The following is a 19746-nucleotide window of genomic DNA, read 5'->3' on the forward strand; positions in this document are numbered from 1 at the left end:
TCGTCAACTCCCCTTCACCTGACGGCGGGTGAACGCCCAGGGCAGCGGGGAACGGCTGCCGGAGACCGGCTTCCCGGAGTCGGTCTCCGGGGTCTGCGCCTCCTCCGTGCGATGCCGCGGATCGTCCTGCCGCGCCGGGGCCACCAGCTCCTCGAACAGGGCGCGGGCCTCGATCATGGCCTTGCGCATGTCCTCCGTGCCGGCGCCGTTCTCCGCCGCCCCGGCCTGCGCGACGCGGTGCACGCGCCGGTAGCCGTGGACGTGGTGCCCGTGGTGCACGGAGAGGGCGTCGACCTGCTCCTCGTACCGGCCGCCGTCGGGGAAGCCGCGCCGGCCCGCCACCTCGCCCAGCAGCCGGTCGGCCTCGGCCACCGCCTCCTGCGGGGAGTCGACGAAGCGTTCCTGGGCGGCCGTCCAGCGGTTCGCGTACTCCTCGCGGGCCGCGGCCTCCAACGGCTGCCTGCGCAGGGCCCCGTGCCGCTTCACCCGCTCGGCCAGGTCACGTTCGGCGGCCCGGGTGTCGCCGTCGTGCCGGGCGACGGTCCTTTCGTACTCGGGTCCGAAGCGCCGCCGCAGACTGCGCCCGCCCTGCGGCCTTTGAGCAAGAAGGGTCAGGGTGGCCGCAACGACGACAACGGCCACCACGATCACGATCAGAGCGATGATCACGCCTGTGGACATGGATGCCTTCCCGGGTTCTCGACCCAACGGGCCGGTTCGGAAACCGGGTTGCCCGGAAAGCGCTCCCCAAACGGTCCCCGCACCGCGCACGCCCGCCGGCCCGCCGTCCGCCGACCGCGCCGCGGGGTCCGCCGTAATCCGCTTGCGGGCGGGGTGCCCCACCTCACCACAATGACCGGCATGACCGACGCACCCGCCGACAACGCCTCCCGTACGACGGCCTCATGGACCGTCGCTCCCGAGCCCTTCGACTCCCCCGCGGCGGCGGCGCTGTGGCGGGCGTACTACACGGAGGTCAGCGACCGCTGGTACCTGCTGCACGAGGGACGCACGACGGACCCCGGTGAGCTGGAGCGGGAGATCGCTGCACGCACCGGCGGCGAATTCGTCCCGCCCACCGGGGTGTTGCTCGTCGCGCGGTACGACGGCGAGCCCGCGGGCACGGCCGGCGTACGGATGCTCGACGCCACCACGGGCGAACTGAGCCGCGTCTTCGTCCGCCCGGAACTGCGCGGCAGGGGCGGTGCTCCCGTCCTGCTCGCGGCCGTCGAGGAGGCGGCCCGCGGCCTCGGAGCCGGGCGGCTCGTCCTCGACACCCGCAGCGACCTCGTGGAGGCCCGTGCGCTGTACGCCCGGCACGGCTACCGGGAGACCGCGGCGCACAACGACGACGTGTACGCCGAGCACTGGTTCAGCAAGGAACTGACGGGCCGGCCGGCGGAGTAGGCCGGGGCCGCTCTCAGGCCTGCCTGGTCTGCGGGCCGGGCACCGAGCCGTCGTGCGGCCGTTCCGCGTCCGAGCCGCACATCTCCGCGTTCAGCTCCTCGACCAGCCGGGCCAGATCGGTCGGCCGGTCCGGCCCCCACCAGTCGCCGAGCAGCTCGGCGAGCGACTCCTCACGGGCCTTGGCCAGCCTCTCGGCGGCCTCCCGGCCCTCCTCGGTCAGCACCAGGTCGAGTCCCTCGCGCAGGGCGAGCCGGCGCTCCTCCAGCTGCCGGGCCGCGGCCAGCACGACGTGCAGCGGCACGGCACTGCGCTCGGCGAGCTCCGCCGGCTCCGCCCACCCGTACTTCTTGATCCGCAGCAGCAGCCAGCTCGCCGCGGGCAGCAGGTCGTAGCCCGCCCGCACGGTGATCTTCTCGTAGATCTCCCGCCGCCCCTCGCGGGTCCCGAGCACCGACAGCGCCCGGCACACCTCGTCGTACGACGACCGCTCCACCGGGTTGCTGGCGAGCGTCTCCGTGACGTCCGGCGCCGTCACCGAGCCCCGCAGCCGGTCCTCGCGCAGGAACCAGGCCAGCACGAACCCGAGAAGGGCCACCGGGGCGGCGTAGAGGAACACGTCCGTGATGGACGACGCGAACGCGTGCAGGACGGGCTGGCGCAGTGCGGACGGCAGCTGGGCGATGCCCTTCGGGTCGGCCTTGAGCGCGTCGGGCGTGATGCCCGGGGGGAGCTCCTGCCCGGAGAGCGCGACGACGAGGTTGTCGCCGAGACGGTTCGCGAAGACCGTGCCGAAGATCGCGACGCCGAACGAGGCTCCGATGGACCGGAAGAACGTCGCGCCGGACGTGGCGACGCCGAGGTCCTCGTACGACACCGCGTTCTGCACGATCAGCACCAGGACCTGCATGACCAGGCCGAGCCCCAGGCCGAAGACGAAGAAGTACGCGCTCATCTCGCCGGTGCCGCTGCTCTCGTCCATCTGGTGGAGCAGCAGCAGGCCGATGGTGGTCACCCCCGTGCCCACCACCGGGAACACCTTCCAGCGGCCGGTGCGGCTGACCACCTGCCCGGAGAAGGTCGAGGAGAGCAGCAGCCCGAACACCATCGGCAGCATGTGCACACCGGACCAGGTCGGTGAGACGCCCTGAACGACCTGGAGGAAGGTAGGCAGATAGGTCATCGCGCCGAACATCGCGAAGCCGACGATGAAGCTGATCACGGCGGACAGCGTGAAGGTGCGGATGCCGAACAGCTTCAGGGGGAGGACGGGTTCGGCCGCCCGCCGCTCCACGGCGACGAACACGAAGGCCAGTGCCACCCCCAGCACCGCGAGCCCGACGATCTGCGGCGAGCTCCAGCTCCAGGTGGTGCCGCCGAGGGAGGCCACCAGCACCAGGCAGGTGGCGACCGCGGCGATCAGGAACGTGCCGAGGTAGTCGATGACGTGCCGGGCCGCCTTCGCCGGGATGTGCAGGACGACCGCGATCACGACGAGGGCGACGACGCCGACGGGCAGGTTGACGTAGAAGACCCAGCGCCAGCTGAGGTGTTCGGTGAACAGCCCGCCGAGCAGCGGTCCGAGGACGCTGGTCGCGCCGAAGACCGCGCCGAACAGCCCCTGGTACTTGCCCCGTTCACGCGGCGAGACGATGTCGCCGACGATCGCCATCGACAGCACCATGAGGCCGCCGCCGCCGAGTCCCTGGAGGGCCCGGAAGCCGATCAGCTCGCCCATGTTCTGCGCCATCCCGCACAGCGCGGAGCCGATCAGGAAGATCACGATCGCCGTCTGGAACAGCTTCTTGCGGCCGTACTGGTCGCCGAGCTTGCCCCACAGCGGGGTCGCCGCGGTCGACGCGAGCAGATACGCGGTCACCACCCAGGACAGGTGCTCCAGGCCGCCGAGGTCGCTGACGATGGTGGGCAGCGCCGTCGACACGATCGTCTGGTCCAGCGCGGCGAGCAGCATGCCGAGCAGCAGCGCGCCGATCGAGACGAAGACGCTGCCGTGCACGTGGTCGCGTGCGTCGAGCGCGGCGGCGCTGCGGCGCCGCACGGCCGATTCGTTGACGGCCGTCACCCCGCCCGGTCCTGTCGCCGCGTCCGGCCCGGCGGGCGTGTCCGCGCCGCCCGGCGCGTCCGGCCCGCCCGGTATGTCCGCGCCGTGCGCATCCCCGGTCATTCGACCTCCCTGAGCCCCGAGGGTCCCGGTCAACCCCCATCCTGGTCGGTGTGACCCGTTATGGCCTGTCGAGTCATCCGGAAGCAGACATTCCGGGGGGCTCCTTGGAGATTCCGTGAGGGACATCCGGATAATCTCTGGAGCTTCAGGGGGAGGGACCCACGCGTGACTGATCCGAACGGGCATGTCTGCCCCGAGTGCGAGACGCCCAGGGCGCCGGACGGCACCCCGTCGTGCGCCTGCGCGCGACGGGCGTCCGACGCGCTCCGCGACGCCCGCACGGCCGAAGCCGCCGCGGCGGGGGACTTCGACCCCCTGCGCATACGTCCGTACGTGGAACTGGGCGGCGGGGGCGCTGCGGAGACTGCGGGCACTTCGGGGCCCACGGCGGAGGCGTCTTCCGGCGAGGGCACGCCCTCCGGTGGCGCCGGCCCTGCCGTGACGGCCGCAGCGGCGGGCACCGGCGGGGACCCGTCGGCCACCGTGCGGCTGAAGGCGGTGCCGCCGGACGCGACCATGCGGCTCGCGGCGCTGCCGTCCGAGCCGCGCGCCGCCGACGTACGCCTCTTCCAGGACCAGGAGCGGGGACCCGGGCACGGCCGGGGACGGCACCGGGAGGCCGGCCGGCCGACCACCCCGGACGGGCGGCCCCGACGTCGTCGCCGTACCGCGGTCCTGGTCGCCGCCGCGGCCACCGTGACCGTGGCGGCAGCGGCCGGGTTCGCGAGCGGGCTGTTCTCGTACGACACCCCCGCGCGGGACGCGGCGCTGCCGGAGGACGTACGGGCGAGCGCGCCGGACTCGTCCTCCGAGCCGGCCTCGGTGTCTCCCTCGGCGAGCGCTTCGGCCGCGACACGGGCACCGAGCGCGTCGGTCTCCGCGTCGCCGAGCACGAGCCCGTCGCCGTCGGCCTCGCAGTCCGCTCCGGAGTCGAGCGCGTCGCCGAGCCCGTCCCGGTCGACGGCCGGCCCCACGCAGTCGTCGGGCACGGCGGGCACCACCGCGTCGGCGCAGCCGCCGGGCGACACGTCCGAGGGAATCGGCGCCACGACCCTGCGGCGCGGCGACCGGGGCCCCGAGGTCACCGAGCTCCAGCTGCGCCTGCGCCAGCTCGGGCTCTACCAGGGCGGCCCGGACGGCAGGTTCGGCAGGCACGTCGAGGACGCCGTGCGCCGCTATCAGTGGGCGCGGGGCATCTCCGGCGACGAGATGGGCGTCTACGGGCGGTTCACCCGGGCGAGCCTGGAGTCGGAGACGACGGAACCGTGAGCGCCCGCCGAGGCCGGCGCGGCGCCTGGACCCCCGGGCGCGTCCCGCCTCCGGGACGGCCCTCCAGGCGGGTCCTCGACCGAAACGAATCGATCACTGAACCGGTCACTGAACCGGTCGGGCTTCGGCCGAAGCGGGAACGGGCCACCGCGACCTGAAGTGGACCGGCCGGGCCGCGCCCGAGGCAGACGCGAGGCGGGCGCGGGGCACGGTCGGCCCTCGGCCGAGGCGGGCGCGGGGCACGGTCGGCCATCGGGCCGGGATGGGGTCGGGGTTCGCGCAGTGGCGGGCGCGAGCGGGGCTCAGCCGAAGTGGAGGCGGAGGGTGCCGCCCTCCGCGGGGACGACGCGGACCTGCGTCAGGTCGGCGACGAGGACGTCCGGGCCGTGGAGCCCGGCCCGAGGGCCGATCCCCACCACCGTCATGCCGGCGGCCTTGCCTGCCTCGATCCCCGCCCCCGAGTCCTCGAAGACGACACAGTCCTCGGGCGCGACACCCAGCTCCGCCGCCCCCTTGAGGAACCCCTCGGGATCGGGCTTGCTCGCCCCGACGGACTCGGCGGTGACCCGCACGTCGGGCAGTTCCAGCCCGGCGGCGGCCATCCGTGCGGTGGACAGCGCCACGTCCGCCGAGGTGACGAGCGCGTGCGGCAGCCCCGCGAGGGAGGCCAGGAAGTCATGGGCGCCCGCGATCGCGACGACGCCGTCCATGTCGGCGGTCTCCTCGGCGAGCATGCGCGCGTTGTCCGTGTGGTTCTGCTCCATGGGCCGGTCGGGCAGCAGCATCGCCATCGAGGCGTAGCCCTGCCTGCCGTGGACGACCTTCATGACCTCGTCGCCGTCCAGGCCGTGCCGGTCGGCCCAGCGGCGCCAGCAGCGTTCGACGACGGCGTCGGAGTTGACGAGGGTGCCGTCCATGTCGAGGAGGAGGGCGCGGGCGGTCAGAACGGTGGGGGCCGTCGTCATCGGCAATGCTCCAAGGCGCGAGAAAGGGGCACGGGGGTGCCCCTGGGAACAAGGCGGCCCCGTCCGCCGGTCAGGGAGGTGCGGACGGGAGCCACTTTGTTCTTTTACGATACAAAACAAGAGGGGTGCCGCGCCACCGGGCCTGACCTGCGGCCCGGCACCGCCGCGACGAGCGGTCACCCGAACGGCACCGCCGGGACACCGGTGCGCCACCCTCCGGCCACCGGGCCCGGCGACACCGCCGCGCGGCCCGGCGGCGCGGCGGGACATCAGCCCGTGACCGCCTCGTACAGGCTCCAGACACCCAGTCCGAGCATCAGCACGGCCGCCACCTTGGTGATCAGCTCCAGCGGCACCCGCTTCATCAGGGCCTTGCCGCCGACGATGCCGAGGCCCGCGACCGCCCACAGGGCGAGGACGGCACCGAGGCCGACGGAGAGCGGGTCGTCGTAGCGGGCGGCGAGGTTCGCCGTCATGATCTGGGTCAGGTCACCGAACTCGGCGACGAGGATGAGCATGAAACCCGCGCCGGAGACCTTCCAGAAGCTCTGGTTCTCGGGCTTGCGGATCTCCTCCTCGTCCTCGTCCTTCTTCATGAGCAGGACCGCGGCGCCACCGAGGAAGAGCACGCCGGTGAGCGCGTGCACGATCTGCTGCGGCAACAGGGTCAGGACGCTGCCCGCCGCTACGGCGAGCGCGACGTGCAGGGCGAACGCCGCGGCGACACCGGCGAAGACGTACGAGGCGCGGTAGCGGGTGCCGAGGACGAGCCCGGCGAGCGCGGTCTTGTCCGGCAGCTCGGCAAGGAAGACGACACCGAAGACGAGCGCCATCACGCTGATGCTGATCAAAATTCCTCAATCGGTCGGGCTGCCCCACCGAGAGTGCTGTTGCTGCGCTGCGACACCTCGGCACGGCAGCGCACGGCGGCGCCCACGCCGGGAGGCGCGGACAGGAGCACCCACGCCGAAGGACACGGCACGGGCGGTGCACTGCTTGCCGAAGGTCTCGCTGGCCGGCCTCGTGGACGAGGCCTGCCTCCGGGCGCCGGCTCAGACGAGCTGAGCAGTATGTCGACGGTCCGGCGAAGAGCTACTCCCCTTCTGCGCCGTCCATGCTACGCGACGCCGGCCCGGCCCCGACAGGGACTTTGGTCACATCGGGCGCAAAGCGGCAAAAGGGATCGGCGGCGACGTGGGGACCTCGCGGAGATCCCGCCACAGACCTTGTCGTGTCATGTGCACGTCACTAGCTTCTAACCCGAGCCACACCCTCCGGAAATGCGCCACCGCAAGCATGTGCTCGCTCACCCCCAACGGCCCCCCACTCCAAGGGAGTTCGCATGCCAAAGGTCTACGCGCGTCGACGACTGAGCATACTCGCAGCCGTCACGGGCCTGATAGCCATGGCCGGGATTTTCAACGGCCCGACCGCCTCCGCCGCGCTGCCGACCCCGGTCAGCGCCGCCACCGCCCGCACCTATCTCGCCTCGCTGAAGGTGGCGACGGAGAACCGCACGGGCTACAACCGTGATCTGTTCCCCACGTGGATCACCATCAGCGGCACCTGCAACACCCGTGAGTACATCCTCAAGCGCGACGGCACGAACGTCGTCACCGACTCCGCGTGCGCGGCCACCAGCGGCACCTGGCGCTCGGCCTACGACGGCGCCACCTGGACCGCCGCCTCCGACCTGGACATCGACCACCTCGTGCCGCTGGCCGAGGCCTGGGACTCCGGCGCCGGCGCATGGACCACGGCGCAGCGCCAGGCGTTCGCCAACGACGTGACCCGCCCCCAGCTCATCGCGGTCACCGACAACGTGAACCAGCAGAAGAGCGACCAGGACCCCGCCGAGTGGATGCCCCCGCTCAGCTCGTACGCCTGCACCTACGTCCGCGCCTGGGTGCAGGTGAAGTACTACTACAACCTCTCGGTCGACTCCGCCGAGAAGTCCAAGCTCAGCTCGGTGCTCAGCGGCTGCTGACCCGGCCGGTCCCGTCCCGCGCGCCGCTCCGCCGCAGCGCGCTGTTTCCGGAACCTCCCCACCGGCCTCCGTCGTTCCGTACCGTACGGGGCGACGGAGGAGGGGTGATCACATGGCGGAGCTGCGCCTGGGACCGCTGCTGAGGTATGTCGACGGCTCGTCGGCGACCTTCTGGGTCGAGACGAGCCGTCCGTGCACCGCCGAGGTGCGGTGCGCCGACGGCGCCCACGGCAGCGCCGAGACCTTCCAAGTCGACGGCCACCACTACGCGTTGGTGCCGGTCGACGGACTGACACCGGGCACCGTCCGCACGTACGAGGTCGTGCTGGACGGCACCACCGTGTGGCCGCTGCCCGACTCCCCCTTCCCGCCCTCGGTGGTCCGCACCCCCGAGGCGGACGCCCCGGTCCGCGTCACCTTCGGCTCCTGCCGCTGGGCCGCGCCGCCCGCGGACGAGAAGGACCCGGTCGGGCCCGACGCCCTCGACACCCTCGCGGCCCGCATCGCCGCCGACCCCGACGGTGAACGCCCGGACGTACTGCTGCTGTTGGGCGACCAGGTGTACGCGGACGAGGTCTCCAGGGCCACCAGGGAGTGGATCGCGGCGCGCCGGGGGCTCGCCGACCCCCCGGGCAACCAGGTCGCGGACTACGAGGAATACACCCGCCTCTACTACGAGTCCTGGCTCGACCCCGAGATCCGCTGGCTGCTGTCCACCGTGCCGAGCTGCATGATCTTCGACGACCACGACGTCATAGACGACTGGAACACCAGCGCCGCCTGGGTCGCCGACATGCGGGCCACCCCGTGGTGGCGCGAGCGGGTGCTGAGCGGCCTGATGTCGTACTGGGTCCACCAGCACCTGGGCAACCTCTCCCCGCGCGAACTGTCCGAGGACCTGCTGTACGCCGCGGTGCGCGAGACGCCCGACGGCACCGATGTGCTGCGCGCCTTCGCCGCCCAGGCCGACACCGACCCGGCCTCCGTGCGCTGGAGCTACCGCCGCGACTTCGGCCGCACCCGGGTCCTGATGCTCGACACCCGGGCGGCCCGCGTCCTGGAGGAGCCGAACCGGTCGATGCTGGACCCGGGCGAGGAACGGTGGCTGCGGGAACAGGCGCTGGACGCGCCCGGCTCGTACGACCACCTCCTCATCGGCACCTCGCTCCCCTGGTTGCTGCCACCGCTGGTGCACGACGCCGAGACGTGGAACGCCGCGCTGTGCCGGGGCGAACGGGGCGCTCGGTGGGCGCGGTTCGGCGAGGGGCTGCGCAGGCGGGCGGATCTGGAGCACTGGGCCGCGTTCCCGTCGTCCTTCGAGGCCCTGACCGCTCTGATCGCGGAGGCGGGGTCGGGGACGCGGGCCCTGGAGGAAGCGACGACGGGGACTTCGGCGGGAGTCGGGGCCGAGGCGGCCGGAACCGAGGTGGCCGGAGCGGGAGCCGGGGTCGGGGCTGCGGCCGGGGCGGGAGCCGCTGCAGGGGCCGGAGGCGGGACCGGGGCGGTCACTGGAGGCGGGGCTGGAGTCGAGGGCGCAGCTGAGGTCGGGGGCGGGTCCGGAGCCGGGGCCAGGGCTGAAGTCGAGGGCGCAGCTGGGGTCGGGGGCGGGTCCGGAGCCGGGGCCAGGGCTGACGTCGAGGGCACAGCTGGGGTCGAGGGCGGGCCCGCGGCCGGGGCCGGGGCAGAAGCTCCCGCGACCGTGCTCGTCCTCTCCGGGGACGTCCATCACGCCTATGTCGCCGAGCCTTCCTGGCCGGGCCGCCGGCCCGATGCCACGGTCCTCCAGCTGACCTGCTCCCCCGTCCACAACCAGATCCCGCTCTCCATACGGCTCGGATTCCGTTTCGGCTGGAGCCGGCTCGCCCGCACGCTCGGGCACCGGCTCGCCCGGCACGGCCGCTGCGCCCGGCCACCCGTGGACTGGCGGAAGACCGGCGGCCCGTGGTTCGGCAATCAGCTGATGACGCTGACCCTGCACGGGCGTTCGGCGACGCTGCGGCTCGAACAGGCGCTGGAGGTGCGCGGCGGCAGCGGCCGGAGCGGCGACGCGACCGCCGGCCGGGTCCGCCTGACGACCGTGACGGAGTCCGTCCTCACCCCACTCACCCCGCAATAGGCCCCTTGCACCCGGTTGTTGGGCACGTTGTCCGTGATGCCCGTGACCCGTCCCACACCCGGCGCGGATCATCCGCACCAGGGCTCGGTTCCCGTACCGTACGGCGGCATGATGAGGCGGACCGTCCGCTTCCAGCGGGCGGTCTGCTGCCATGCGCCCCACACGCCCGGGAGTCACACCTTTGTCTGCAGCACCCTCCCCCGAGTTCTCGGCTGCGCTCGAACAGGGAGACCCCCCACCCGAGTTCCCGGCCGCGCCCGAACAAGGAGACCCCCCACCCGAGCTCCCGGCCGCGCCCGAACAAGGAGACCCCCCACCCGAGCTCCCGGCCGCGCCCGAACAGGGAGACCCCCCACCACCGGCCGGGACCGCCGGCGTCTCCGTCGCCCTCGTCGGAGCCGGCCCGCGCGGCACGAGCGTCCTGGAACGGCTGTGCGCGTCCGCGCCGGAACTCCTCCCGCCCGGCACCCCGCTGACCGTCCACGTCGTCGACCCGGACCCGCCGGGACCCGGCCGCGTCTGGCGCACCGCGCAGTCGCCGCACCTCCTGATGAACACCGTGGCCTCACAGGTGACCCTGTTCACCGACGAGAGCGTGGACTGCTCGGGACCGATCCGCCCGGGACCCAGCCTGCACGCGTGGGCGCGCGGCGAACTGGGGCCCGACGACTATCCGACCCGCGCCCGCTACGGCCGCTACCTGGAATGGGTCTTCGGCGAGGTGGTGCGCGGCGCACCGCCCGCGGTACGGGTGGAGGTGCACGCGGCGCGGGCGACCCGGCTCGACGACGCTCCCGACGGCCGGCAGGACCTCGTCCTGTCCACCGGCCGCACCCTGTCCGGCCTGACCGCCGTCGTCCTCGCCCAGGGCCATCTCCCGGCGCTCGCGGATCCCGCGGAGCGGCGCCTGTCCGCGTACGCAGGACGGCACGGGCTGCGCCACGTCCCGCCCGCCAACCCGGCCGACGTCGACCTCTCCTGCCTCGCCCCCGGCGAACCGGTCCTGCTGCGCGGGCTCGGCCTCAACTTCTTCGACCACATGGCGCTGCTGACCGCGGGCCGCGGCGGCCGTTTCACGCGTACGGACACGGGCCTGCGCTACCGGCCCTCGGGGAAGGAGCCGCGGCTGTACGCCGGCTCCCGGCGCGGTGTCCCGTACCAGGCGCGCGGCGACAACGCCAAGGGTCCGTACGGCCGTCACACGCCGCTCGTCCTCAGCGACGAGGTGATATCGGGCTTCCGCAAGCGCGCCGACTCAGGTGACGCGCCCGACTTCCTGGGCGAGATATGGCCGTTGGTCGCCAAGGAGGTGGAAACGGTCTACTACGAGGGGCTGTTGGGCAGGCCCGGTGGACCCGTGTCCGCCGGCCGCCTTCCCGGCGACTTCAGGGACCGCTTCCTCGGCGTACCGCACCGCGACCCGCAGGAGGCGCGTCTGCTCGACGAGTTCGGCATCGCGCCCGCCGAACGCTGGTCCTGGGAACGGCTCTCGCGCCCGTACGCCGGACGGGCCTTCGCCGGCCCCGGCGCCTGGCGCGACTGGCTGCTCGGCCATCTGGGCCGGGACGCCGAGCAGGCCGCGCTCGGCAATGTGGAAGGGCCCCTGAAGGCCGCCCTCGACGTATTGCGCGACCTGCGCAACGAACTCCGGCAGATCGTGGACCACCGCGGCCTGTCCGGCGACTCGCGACGGGCTCACCTGGACCGCTGGTACACACCGCTCAACGCCTTCCTCTCCATCGGCCCGCCCCGGCGGCGCATCGAGGAGATGTCCGCGCTGATCGAGGCGGGCGTGCTGAGCGTCCTGGGCCCCCGGCTGGAGGTGCGGGCCGAGGACGGTGCGTGGGTCGCGCACTCCCCCGACGTCCCGGGGTCCGCCGTACGCGCCACGACGCTCGTGGAGGCGCGGCTGCCGGAACCGGATGTGCGCAGGACGGCCGACGAGCTCCTCGGCCGGCTGCTGAGGACGGGGCAGTGCCGCCCGCACACCGTCGACGGCTACGAGACCGGCGGACTGGACGTCACACCGCGCCCCTATTTCCTGATCGACCGTCACGGGCGGTCGCACCCGCGGAGGTTCGCGTTCGGGGTGCCTACGGAGGGCGTGCACTGGGTGACCGCGGCCGGGGCCCGGCCCGGCGTGGACTCGGTCACGCTGTCGGACGCCGACGCGGTGGCGCGGGCCGTGCTGCGGGCGGCGTCGGCCGGGACGGAACGGGAAACGGAACCGGAAGCGGAAGCCCACACATGGCCGAATGTTGAACTTGCAAGCATTGATTAGGGTAGCCTAATCTCGGTGGCTCACTCGGTTCCGTCCCCCACGATCCGGTCCCCCACGGGCCGGACCAGACCGAAGGAGTCCCCCACATGACCGGACGCCTCGACAGCGCCCAGCCCTACGCCGTCGGCCTGTTCCGCATGGTCGTCGGCCTGCTCTTCGCCGCGCACGGCGCCGCCTCGCTCTTCGGTGTGCTCGGCGGCGCCTCCGGCACCGGCGGCACCCTCGACGCGGGCACCTGGCCCGGCTGGTACGCGGCCGTGATCCAGCTCGTCGGTGGCGTCCTCGTACTGCTCGGCCTCGGCACCCGCGCCGCCGCGTTCCTCTCGTCCGGCTCGATGGCGTACGCCTACTTCGACGTGCACCAGTCGGCCGCGCTGTGGCCGATCCAGAACGGCGGCGAGCTCTCCGCGCTGTTCTGCTGGGCGATGCTCCTGCTCGTCTTCACCGGGTCCGGCGCACTCGGCCTCGACCGCCTGTTCACCGGCCGCAGCTCACCCGCCGCCGAGGAGAAGCGGGCCTCGGAGCCCGTCGCGGCCTGACCTCCGCACCGCGCGCACGACGGCGCCCGGTCCCCGTACGCGCGGTACGGGGACCGGGCGCCGTCGTACCCGACTCGGGTGACGCCGCGTGAACGTGATGTGACTGACACATGAGCCCCCCGTGGATCTCCTGTCACACCCGCGGCGTACGCTGTATGGCTGTCACAGGCCGCCCTGCCGCTCCCCGCGACGTCGCGGCGTGGTCGTGCCTACGGGGGATTTCAGGGGAGTGTTGCAGTGCTGGAAAGTATGGGGCCGCTGACCGGCAGCCCATGGATCTACGCGGCCGTCGCCGTGTCCGTCCTGCTCGACGTGTTCCTGCCGATACTGCCGAGCGGCGTCCTCGTCATCACGGCCGCCACGGCCGCGGCGGGCTCCGCCACCGGCGCCGTCCCGCACGCCGTGCCCGACATGCTGGTGCTCACCCTGTGCGCGGCCACCGCGTCCGTGCTGGGTGATCTGGTCGCGTACCGGCTGGCCTGGCGCGGCGGCGAGCGCCTGGACCGGGCCATCGCCCGGTCCCGCCGCCTGACCAGGGCGCAGGAACGTCTCGGCGTGGCCCTCTCGCGCGGCGGCGGAGTTCTGGTCGTCATCGCCCGCTTCGCCCCGGCCGGCCGCTCGGTCGTCTCGCTCGGCGCGGGCGCGGCCCACCGCAGGGTGCGCGAGTTCCTGCCCTGGTCCATCCTCGCGGGCCTGAGCTGGGCCGGATACAGCGTGGCCCTCGGCTATTTCGGCGGCCAGTGGCTGGGCGCGACCTGGCTGGCCACCGGAGTCTCCTTCGCGGCGCTGCTCGTCGCGGGCGCGGGCGCCGCGTACCTCATGCGGCGTCCGGTGGTCGAGGGGACCGGCACCCGCGCCTGACACCGGGCCGCGCGCCTGACACCGGGCCGCGCGCCTGACACCGGGCCGGCACCCCGGCCACGGCGCACGCGAGCCGCCGTGTTCTCGCGGAGGCCCGCGGCCGCGGTGCGGGCGGGCCGGGGGCTATCCGGCGCGCTGCGCCGCCCCGCGCACCTCCAGTGAACCGAGCAGTTCGGCGGTGGCCGCCGCGACGGCCTCGACCGCCCGGTCGAAGACCTCACGGTTGTGGGCGGCGGGGGCGCGGAAGCCGGACACCTTGCGGACGTACTGCAGGGCGGCGGCGCGGATCTCCTCCTCGGTCGCCTCTTCGGGGAGCACGGGCGGACGGAGCGTCTTGATGCTGCGGCACATGCGTCCAGTCTGGCGCGTACGCCCCCGTCCCGGGAACCCGGGCACGGAACGCCGTACGGCACGGTGCGCGGAACGCCGCGCGGCACCACGTACGGCACGTCGCGCGCGAACCGCGTACGGAAGGCCGTGCCGCCCCGCGCACGGACCGCCGCGCGCGAACCGCGGGGTCCGGGAATGGCGTACGGCGGGGTCCGGGAATAGCGCCGCTCCACACCCCCTTGTGCTGGGCATGACCACAGTGGAGATCCTGTACGTCGGCGGCCCGACCTCGGTCGTCGAGATCGGCGGCGTGCGGCTGCTGACCGACCCGACGTTCGACGCCCCCGGCGAGTACCCCATCGGTTCGCGGAAGCTGGTGAAGACGGCGGGGCCCGCGCTCCCGGCCGCCGGGATCGGCCCGGTCGACGCCGTCCTGCTCTCGCACGACCAGCACCCCGACAACCTCGACACGTCCGGGCGCGCCTACCTCCGAAGCGCCCCCGTGACCCTGTCCACGGCATCGGCGTACGACCGCATCGGCGCCCCCGTGCGGGCCCTGCCCTCCTGGGAACACGTCGAACTGCCGCGCCCCGGCGGCGGCACCCTGCGGGTGACCGCCGTGCCCGCGCAGCACGGCCCCGACGGCTCGGAGCCCGTCGTGGGCGAGGTGACCGGCTTCGTGCTGTCCGGGGACGGTCTGCCCAAGGTGTACATCAGCGGCGACAACGCGTCCCTGGACGTCGTCCGCTCGATCGCCGGACGCGAGGGCCCCTTCGACGTGGCCGTGCTGTTCGCGGGCGCCGCCCGTACTCCGCTGGTGCCCGACGCCCCGCTGACCCTGACGAGCGAGGACGCGGCAAGGGCCGCCGGCATCCTGGGCGCCCGCCATGTCGTACCGCTGCACTTCGAGCACTGGGGCCACTTCACGCAGGACGGCGCCACGCTCACCAAGGCCTTCGCGGAGACCGGTCTCACGGACCGGCTGCACCTCCTGGCGCCGGGCGCCTCCGTACGCCTGCCCTAGACACCGGCGCAACACCCAAGCAAAACCTTGGACTTGGGCAAGCCTCTTGGAGGATTGACTCGGATGTCCGGGGCTTGTGATCATCGCCGGGGCTCTCGTCCGGGGGCCGCGGCCAAAGGATCGAGGAACCATGGCGAATGACCGGCTGACGGTGGCGGTACTGGGCCCGGGCGGGGTCGGCGGTCTGCTCGCCGCGCTCCTCTCCCGCACCGGCCACCGGGTGATCTGCCTGGCCGGCGAGGAGACCGCGCGGGTGCTGGGCACGGACGGCATCGAGGTCCACAGCGGCCACTTCGGCGACTTCACGGCGCGCGTGGAGGCGGACACGGTACTGCGCGAGCCCGTCGACGCGTGCTTCGTCGCCGTCAAGGCCACGGCACTCGACACCGCCCTCGAACGCGTCCCGGCGAAGGCCCTCGGGGACGCCGACCTCGTCGTGCCGTTCCTGAACGGTGTCGAGCACCCGGCGGCCCTGCGCAAGCTCTACCGCTCCGAGCAGGTGGCGCCCGCGGTGATCCGCGTCGAGTCGACCCGTGTCTCACCGGGGGTGATCGAGCACGGCAGCCCGTTCGCCGAGGTCGACCTCACCGGCGACACGGCACCCCGCGAGCGGGTCGACGTGCTCGCCGGAGCGCTGGAGCGGGCCGGTGTGCGTGTCCGGGTCCAGGAGGACGAGGCGGCGGTGCTGTGGGCGAAGATGTCGTTCCTCGCCCCCTTCGCCCTGCTGACCACCCGGTACGGAGTGCCGCTCGGTGACGTACGCACCCGGCACCGCGCGGAGTTGGTGGCCCTGACCGAGGAGGTCGCGGCGGTGAGCCGCGCGAGCGGGGCGCCCGTCGACGCCTTCGCCGCCCTCGACCGCTACGACGCCTTCCCGCCCGGCACCAAGTCCTCCATGCAGCGCGACGCGGAGGCGGGCCGCACGCTGGAACTGGACGCGATCGGCGGGGCGTTGCTGCGCGCCGCCGACCGGTTCGGGGTACCGGTGCCGGTGGCGAGCGGCCTGGTAAGGGAGTTGGCGGGCCCGGACGGCTCCTGATCCACGCCCCGGCACGGGACCGGCCGCGGCGCGTCACCGTGCCGGGGCAGACCGCGTTCGGCGGTGACGCGTCACGGTCTCCAGGGTCGGCGGTGGCGCGCCACATTGGTCTCCAGCGACGGCGGTGGCGCGCCACGGTCCCCAGCGACGGCGGTGGCGCGTCACGATTCCGACGGACGGCAGTGGCGCGTCACCGTGTCCGCGAAGGCGCGGGCCGCCGGTGACAGGGCGTCCCACTGACGGACGGCCCAGCCGACGGGCAGCGGCGGGAGCGCCGGGACCGGGACGAAGCGGAGGCCGTCGCGGCCGGTTCCCCATCCGGGCAGCGCGGGCACGACGGCATGGCCGAGGCCGAGTCCGGCGAGCAGGACGGCGGTGTCCCAGTCGGCGACACTGGTGTCCGAGGCGCCCGACGGTACCCCCAACTCCCGGTAGGAGGCGTCGAGATGGGCTCGCGAGGTGGAGTTCTCGGGCAGTCCGATCAGCCGCATCCCGGCCAGTTCCTCCCCCTCGATGCGTTCCCGCTCGGCGAGTTCGTCGTCGGCGCGCACGGCGAGCACCCAGGGCAGTGACACGACGGTCCGCTGCTCCACCCCGCGCTCGGGCGGCCCGAGGGTGACCCAGGCGAGGTCGAGTCCGTGGTCGCCGAGCGCCTCGAAGCAGCTCCGGCTGGAGTTCTCGGTCTGGAACTCCAGACTCACCCGCGGATAGCGCTGCCGGAACTCGACCACGGCGTCGGCCATGAAGTGCCGCACGGTCGCGCCGCCGGTGGCGATCCGCACCGCTCCGCCGCCCCCGCGCACCATCTCGTCCAGCCGTCGCAGCGCGAGGTCGAGCCCGGATATCCCCTCGGCGGCGGCCCGTTCCAGCAGCCGCCCGGCCCGCGTCGGGACGACGCCCCGCGCCTGCCGCTCCACGAGCCCGACACCGACCTCGCGCTCCAGACGCCGTACGTGCTGACTCACCGCCGACTGGGTGCAGCCCAGCTCGCGGGCCACGGCGCTGAGGCTCCCGGCCCGGCAGACGGCGACGAAGACACGCAGATCATCCAGGGTCACGAGGCACCAAGTTAGCGGTGCCGCGCCGGGTCGCCGCCGGCGCGTCCCGCCGGGCACGGAGCCCCCGGCAGGAGCGCCTGGCCCCGGGTCACACCCGGGTCTTGGCCAGCAGCTCGACGATCTCGGCAGTGGTGCCCGTCTCGCCGAGCCGGGGGAAGATGCGCTCGACGCTGTTGCGGTGGCTGTCGGCGTTCATGTCGGCCATCGCGTCGGTGGCCAGGGTGACGTGGTAACCGTGCTCGTGGGCGGCGCGGGCGGTGGACTCCACACCGATGCTGGTGGCGATGCCGGTCAGCACGATCTGGGTGACGCCGCGGCGGCGGAGCTGGAGGTCGAGGTCGGTGCCGTAGAAGGCGCCCCAGTTCCGCTTGGTCACGACGATGTCCCCGGGGTGGCCGGAGAGTTCGTCGACGACGACGTCCCAGCCCTCCGGCCAGCTGCGGGAGGTGCTGCCGCCGTCGATACGGCCGGGCGCGGCGTCCGAACCGTCGGCGGCGGCCGTCACGCGTACGAGGACGACGGGCAGGCCCTGCTCGCGGAAGGCGTCGGCGAGTTCGACGGAGCGGGCCACGACGACGTCGGGGCTGTTGGGGGTGAGGTTCGGGGCGCCGACGATGCCGCGCTGGAGGTCGATGACGACGAGCGCGGTACGGGGGTCGAGCGTGGTGACAGCCATGGTCAGGCCTTTCCTGGAACGGGGGTGGGGGTGGTGGTGCGGAGGGATCGGTCGAGGAGGGTCGTCACCAGCAGCAGCGCGCTGCAGGCGAGCATGAAGAGGGCCAGGTGGTGCAGGCCGCCGGTGTGGGCGCCGTGCGGGAAGAAGGCGGCGTCGGCGGCCGAGGCGGCCATCGCGCCGAGGTACATGAACGTCCGCAGCAGTCCGGCCGCGGAACCCATGCGGGCGGGGTCGGCCTGGCGGTAGAGCGCGGTCTGGTTGGCGAGGCCGTTGAGGCCCTGCGGTACGCCCATGACGACGCCGAGCGCGACGAGCAGCCAGACCGCGCTGCCGCTGTCCGCCAGCAGCAGGCCGGTACAGCCGGCGGCCTGGACGAGGGCGCCGACGACGAGCTTGCCGCGGACCGCCTCGCGCCGCCCGGTCACGCCGGAGACGACGAGCGCGCTCAGCGACAGCGGCAGCAGGACGAGGCCCGCGGTGGCGGCATGCAGTCCGCGGCCCTCCTCCAGCCACTGCGTGTATCCGTACAGGACCCCGTACGCCGTGGTGTAGGCGAGGAGTTGGCGCACGAAGGTGGCGAGGAGGGGGATGTTGCCGCCGAGCACGCGCAGGTCGATGAAGGGGTCCGGGACGCGCAGCTCCCGCAGGGCGAAGGCGGCTCCCGCGAAGGCGGCGAGTACGGGCAGGTACCAGAGGCCGGCCCCGGGCTCCATCAGGAACAGCATCATCGCGACGAGCAGGGCGGCGAAGAGTGCCATCCCGGGCAGGTCGACGCTCTTCCCGGTGCGCCGCGCGGCGGGGCCGGACGGCAGGCGCCGGGCGCCGAGGACGAGGCAGGCCAGCGACAGCGGCACGTTGACGAGGAAGACGGTGCGCCAGCCGCCCAGGCCGATGAGCACTCCGCCGAGGGTGGGTCCGACGACGGCGACGGTCTGGCTCCCGATCGCGAGCGCGGTCAGTACGCCGGCCGGGCTGTCGTGTCCGGTGCGTTCCGCCTCGCTGCGGGTCAGGTGCATGGCGGCCGGGTACGCGGCCGAGGTGCCGAAGCCGAGCAGCACACGGGCGGCGACCAGCGAGCCGAGGTTCGGGGCGAGGGCGCCGAGGAGACCCGCGGCCCCCACGAGTGCCGTACCGATGAGGTAGAGGCGGCGGGGTCCGTACATGTCGACGAGCCGGCCGATCACGGGCTGGCCCACGGCGGTCGCGAGGTAGAGGCCCGACACGAGCCAGGCGGTCTGCGCGGGAGGTGCGCCGAGCGCGGCGCCGATCGGCACCAGCGCCACCGCGATCATCGAGGAGTTGACCGGGTTCAGCACCGAACCCAGGACCATGGGGGCGATCAGGCGCCGGTCGAAGCCGTCGGCGGGCGGCCGGCGCCGGGTCGCGGGGAAGCGCTGCTCTTTGCGGAGCGTGGCCATCACGGCCGGGTGAGCCGGTCCAGCAGGGCCATCGCCTCGATGACGGTCTGCCGCTCGGCCTCGGTGCAGTGGTCCTGGAAGGCCCGGGCCAGCCATTCCTCGCGCGCCTGCCGGGTGCCCTCGACGCGGTCGCGTCCGGTGTCGGTGAGGGTGATCACCTGCCGTCTGCCGTCCCCGGGGTCCGGGTTCCGCGCGATCAGCCCGCGCTCGTCGAGCACGGCGAGCGTGGCGGCGATGGACTGCGGCCGGACGCCCTCGGCGGCCGCGAGCCCGCTGGCCGTCGCGGCCCCGCTCTTGCTGAGCAGGGTGAGCGCGGAGAACTGGGAGGGCGTGAGGTCGTACGTCTCGGCGACCTCACGTATCCGTCGCCGCAGCCGGCTGAACGCCACGCGCAGATCACCGGCGGCGCGGGTGGCCGACTCGGAGATTCCGTCGGCACTCCCGCTCCGGGCGTCGGGGTTCTGGTCCATGCCGTCACGATAATTTCTTCAGTTCAAACTGTCCAGTTCAGCCTGGACAGTCTTGCCTGACCAACGCCCCACCGATCCCCGTCAAGGCGCCGACCTGCACAAACAGCCTCCTTGACGGCAACGG

At 73.4% G+C, this 19746-nt stretch carries 18 protein-coding genes; 9 read left to right on the top strand and 9 right to left on the bottom strand.

Annotated elements, in window-relative coordinates; all coding sequences use genetic code 11:
- Positions 1-3: 3 nt before the first annotated feature.
- On the bottom strand, positions 4-681 hold the full coding sequence (locus tag ACSYGO_RS16375) for a hypothetical protein (RefSeq protein ID WP_460386939.1): 678 nt from the start codon (positions 679-681) through the stop codon (positions 4-6).
- 180 nt (positions 682-861) lie between these two features.
- Here ACSYGO_RS16375 and ACSYGO_RS16380 point away from each other — a divergent pair, with 180 nt between their 5' ends.
- Entirely contained in the window at positions 862-1407 is a 546-nt protein-coding gene (locus ACSYGO_RS16380) for a GNAT family N-acetyltransferase (protein ID WP_426675644.1), read from the top strand.
- Between the two features lie 13 nt (positions 1408-1420).
- Here ACSYGO_RS16380 and ACSYGO_RS16385 read toward each other — a convergent pair whose 3' ends face one another.
- Positions 1421-3589 (bottom strand): MDR family MFS transporter, encoded by a 2169-nt coding sequence (locus ACSYGO_RS16385; RefSeq protein WP_460386940.1) that lies wholly within the window; start codon positions 3587-3589, stop codon positions 1421-1423.
- 165 nt (positions 3590-3754) lie between these two features.
- On the opposite strand from ACSYGO_RS16385, the gene ACSYGO_RS16390 reads away from it, so the two are divergent.
- On the top strand, positions 3755-4858 hold the full coding sequence (locus ACSYGO_RS16390) for a peptidoglycan-binding domain-containing protein (protein ID WP_460386941.1): 1104 nt from the start codon (positions 3755-3757) through the stop codon (positions 4856-4858).
- Positions 4859-5160: 302 nt separating this feature from the next.
- On the opposite strand, the gene ACSYGO_RS16395 is transcribed toward ACSYGO_RS16390, so the two are convergent.
- Positions 5161-5823 (bottom strand): HAD family hydrolase, encoded by a 663-nt coding sequence (locus tag ACSYGO_RS16395; protein ID WP_095934009.1) that lies wholly within the window; start codon positions 5821-5823, stop codon positions 5161-5163.
- Positions 5824-6092: 269 nt separating this feature from the next.
- Positions 6093-6674, bottom strand: a complete 582-nt coding sequence (locus ACSYGO_RS16400) for a TMEM165/GDT1 family protein (RefSeq protein WP_095934010.1) — start codon at positions 6672-6674, stop codon at positions 6093-6095.
- 491 nt (positions 6675-7165) lie between these two features.
- Here ACSYGO_RS16400 and ACSYGO_RS16405 point away from each other — a divergent pair, with 491 nt between their 5' ends.
- The 5 genes from ACSYGO_RS16405 (at position 7166) to ACSYGO_RS16425 (ending at position 13607) form a co-directional block, all read left to right on the top strand.
- Complete coding sequence (locus tag ACSYGO_RS16405; protein ID WP_028800892.1) at positions 7166-7810, top strand: HNH endonuclease family protein; 645 nt, start codon at positions 7166-7168, stop codon at positions 7808-7810.
- Between the two features lie 112 nt (positions 7811-7922).
- On the top strand, positions 7923-9926 hold the full coding sequence (locus tag ACSYGO_RS16410; protein ID WP_460386942.1) for an alkaline phosphatase D family protein: 2004 nt from the start codon (positions 7923-7925) through the stop codon (positions 9924-9926).
- A 181-nt stretch (positions 9927-10107) separates the two neighbouring features.
- Positions 10108-12207: an FAD/NAD(P)-binding protein gene (locus ACSYGO_RS16415; protein WP_460386943.1), complete on the top strand. Its 2100-nt coding sequence runs from the start codon at positions 10108-10110 to the stop codon at positions 12205-12207.
- An 86-nt stretch (positions 12208-12293) separates the two neighbouring features.
- Positions 12294-12746, top strand: a complete 453-nt coding sequence (locus tag ACSYGO_RS16420) for a DoxX family protein (protein ID WP_432175349.1) — start codon at positions 12294-12296, stop codon at positions 12744-12746.
- Positions 12747-12983: 237 nt separating this feature from the next.
- The gene (locus tag ACSYGO_RS16425) at positions 12984-13607 is read left to right on the top strand and encodes a DedA family protein (RefSeq protein WP_426675638.1); all 624 of its coding nucleotides are present in this window, start codon (positions 12984-12986) and stop codon (positions 13605-13607) included.
- A gap of 123 nt (positions 13608-13730) precedes the next feature.
- Here the strand turns inward: ACSYGO_RS16425 and ACSYGO_RS16430 are convergent, their stop codons facing one another.
- On the bottom strand, positions 13731-13958 hold the full coding sequence (locus ACSYGO_RS16430; protein ID WP_345642838.1) for a DUF2277 domain-containing protein: 228 nt from the start codon (positions 13956-13958) through the stop codon (positions 13731-13733).
- 229 nt (positions 13959-14187) lie between these two features.
- Here ACSYGO_RS16430 and ACSYGO_RS16435 point away from each other — a divergent pair, with 229 nt between their 5' ends.
- The gene (locus ACSYGO_RS16435) at positions 14188-14961 is read left to right on the top strand and encodes an MBL fold metallo-hydrolase (RefSeq protein WP_460386944.1); all 774 of its coding nucleotides are present in this window, start codon (positions 14188-14190) and stop codon (positions 14959-14961) included.
- A gap of 130 nt (positions 14962-15091) precedes the next feature.
- The gene (locus ACSYGO_RS16440; RefSeq protein WP_460386945.1) at positions 15092-16000 is read left to right on the top strand and encodes a ketopantoate reductase family protein; all 909 of its coding nucleotides are present in this window, start codon (positions 15092-15094) and stop codon (positions 15998-16000) included.
- Between the two features lie 161 nt (positions 16001-16161).
- Here the strand turns inward: ACSYGO_RS16440 and ACSYGO_RS16445 are convergent, their stop codons facing one another.
- The 4 genes from ACSYGO_RS16445 to ACSYGO_RS16460 form a co-directional block, all read right to left on the bottom strand.
- Positions 16162-17058, bottom strand: a complete 897-nt coding sequence (locus ACSYGO_RS16445) for a LysR family transcriptional regulator (RefSeq protein WP_426675635.1) — start codon at positions 17056-17058, stop codon at positions 16162-16164.
- Positions 17059-17146: 88 nt separating this feature from the next.
- On the bottom strand, positions 17147-17734 hold the full coding sequence (locus ACSYGO_RS16450) for a hydrolase (RefSeq protein ID WP_426675634.1): 588 nt from the start codon (positions 17732-17734) through the stop codon (positions 17147-17149).
- A 2-nt stretch (positions 17735-17736) separates the two neighbouring features.
- Complete coding sequence (locus ACSYGO_RS16455) at positions 17737-19152, bottom strand: MFS transporter (RefSeq protein WP_460386947.1); 1416 nt, start codon at positions 19150-19152, stop codon at positions 17737-17739.
- The gene (locus ACSYGO_RS16460) at positions 19152-19622 is read right to left on the bottom strand and encodes a MarR family winged helix-turn-helix transcriptional regulator (protein ID WP_460386948.1); all 471 of its coding nucleotides are present in this window, start codon (positions 19620-19622) and stop codon (positions 19152-19154) included. The genes ACSYGO_RS16455 and ACSYGO_RS16460 overlap by 1 nt, the downstream gene beginning before the upstream one ends.
- Positions 19623-19746 lie beyond the last annotated feature (124 nt).

This window comes from Streptomyces krungchingensis (genome assembly GCF_054729265.1).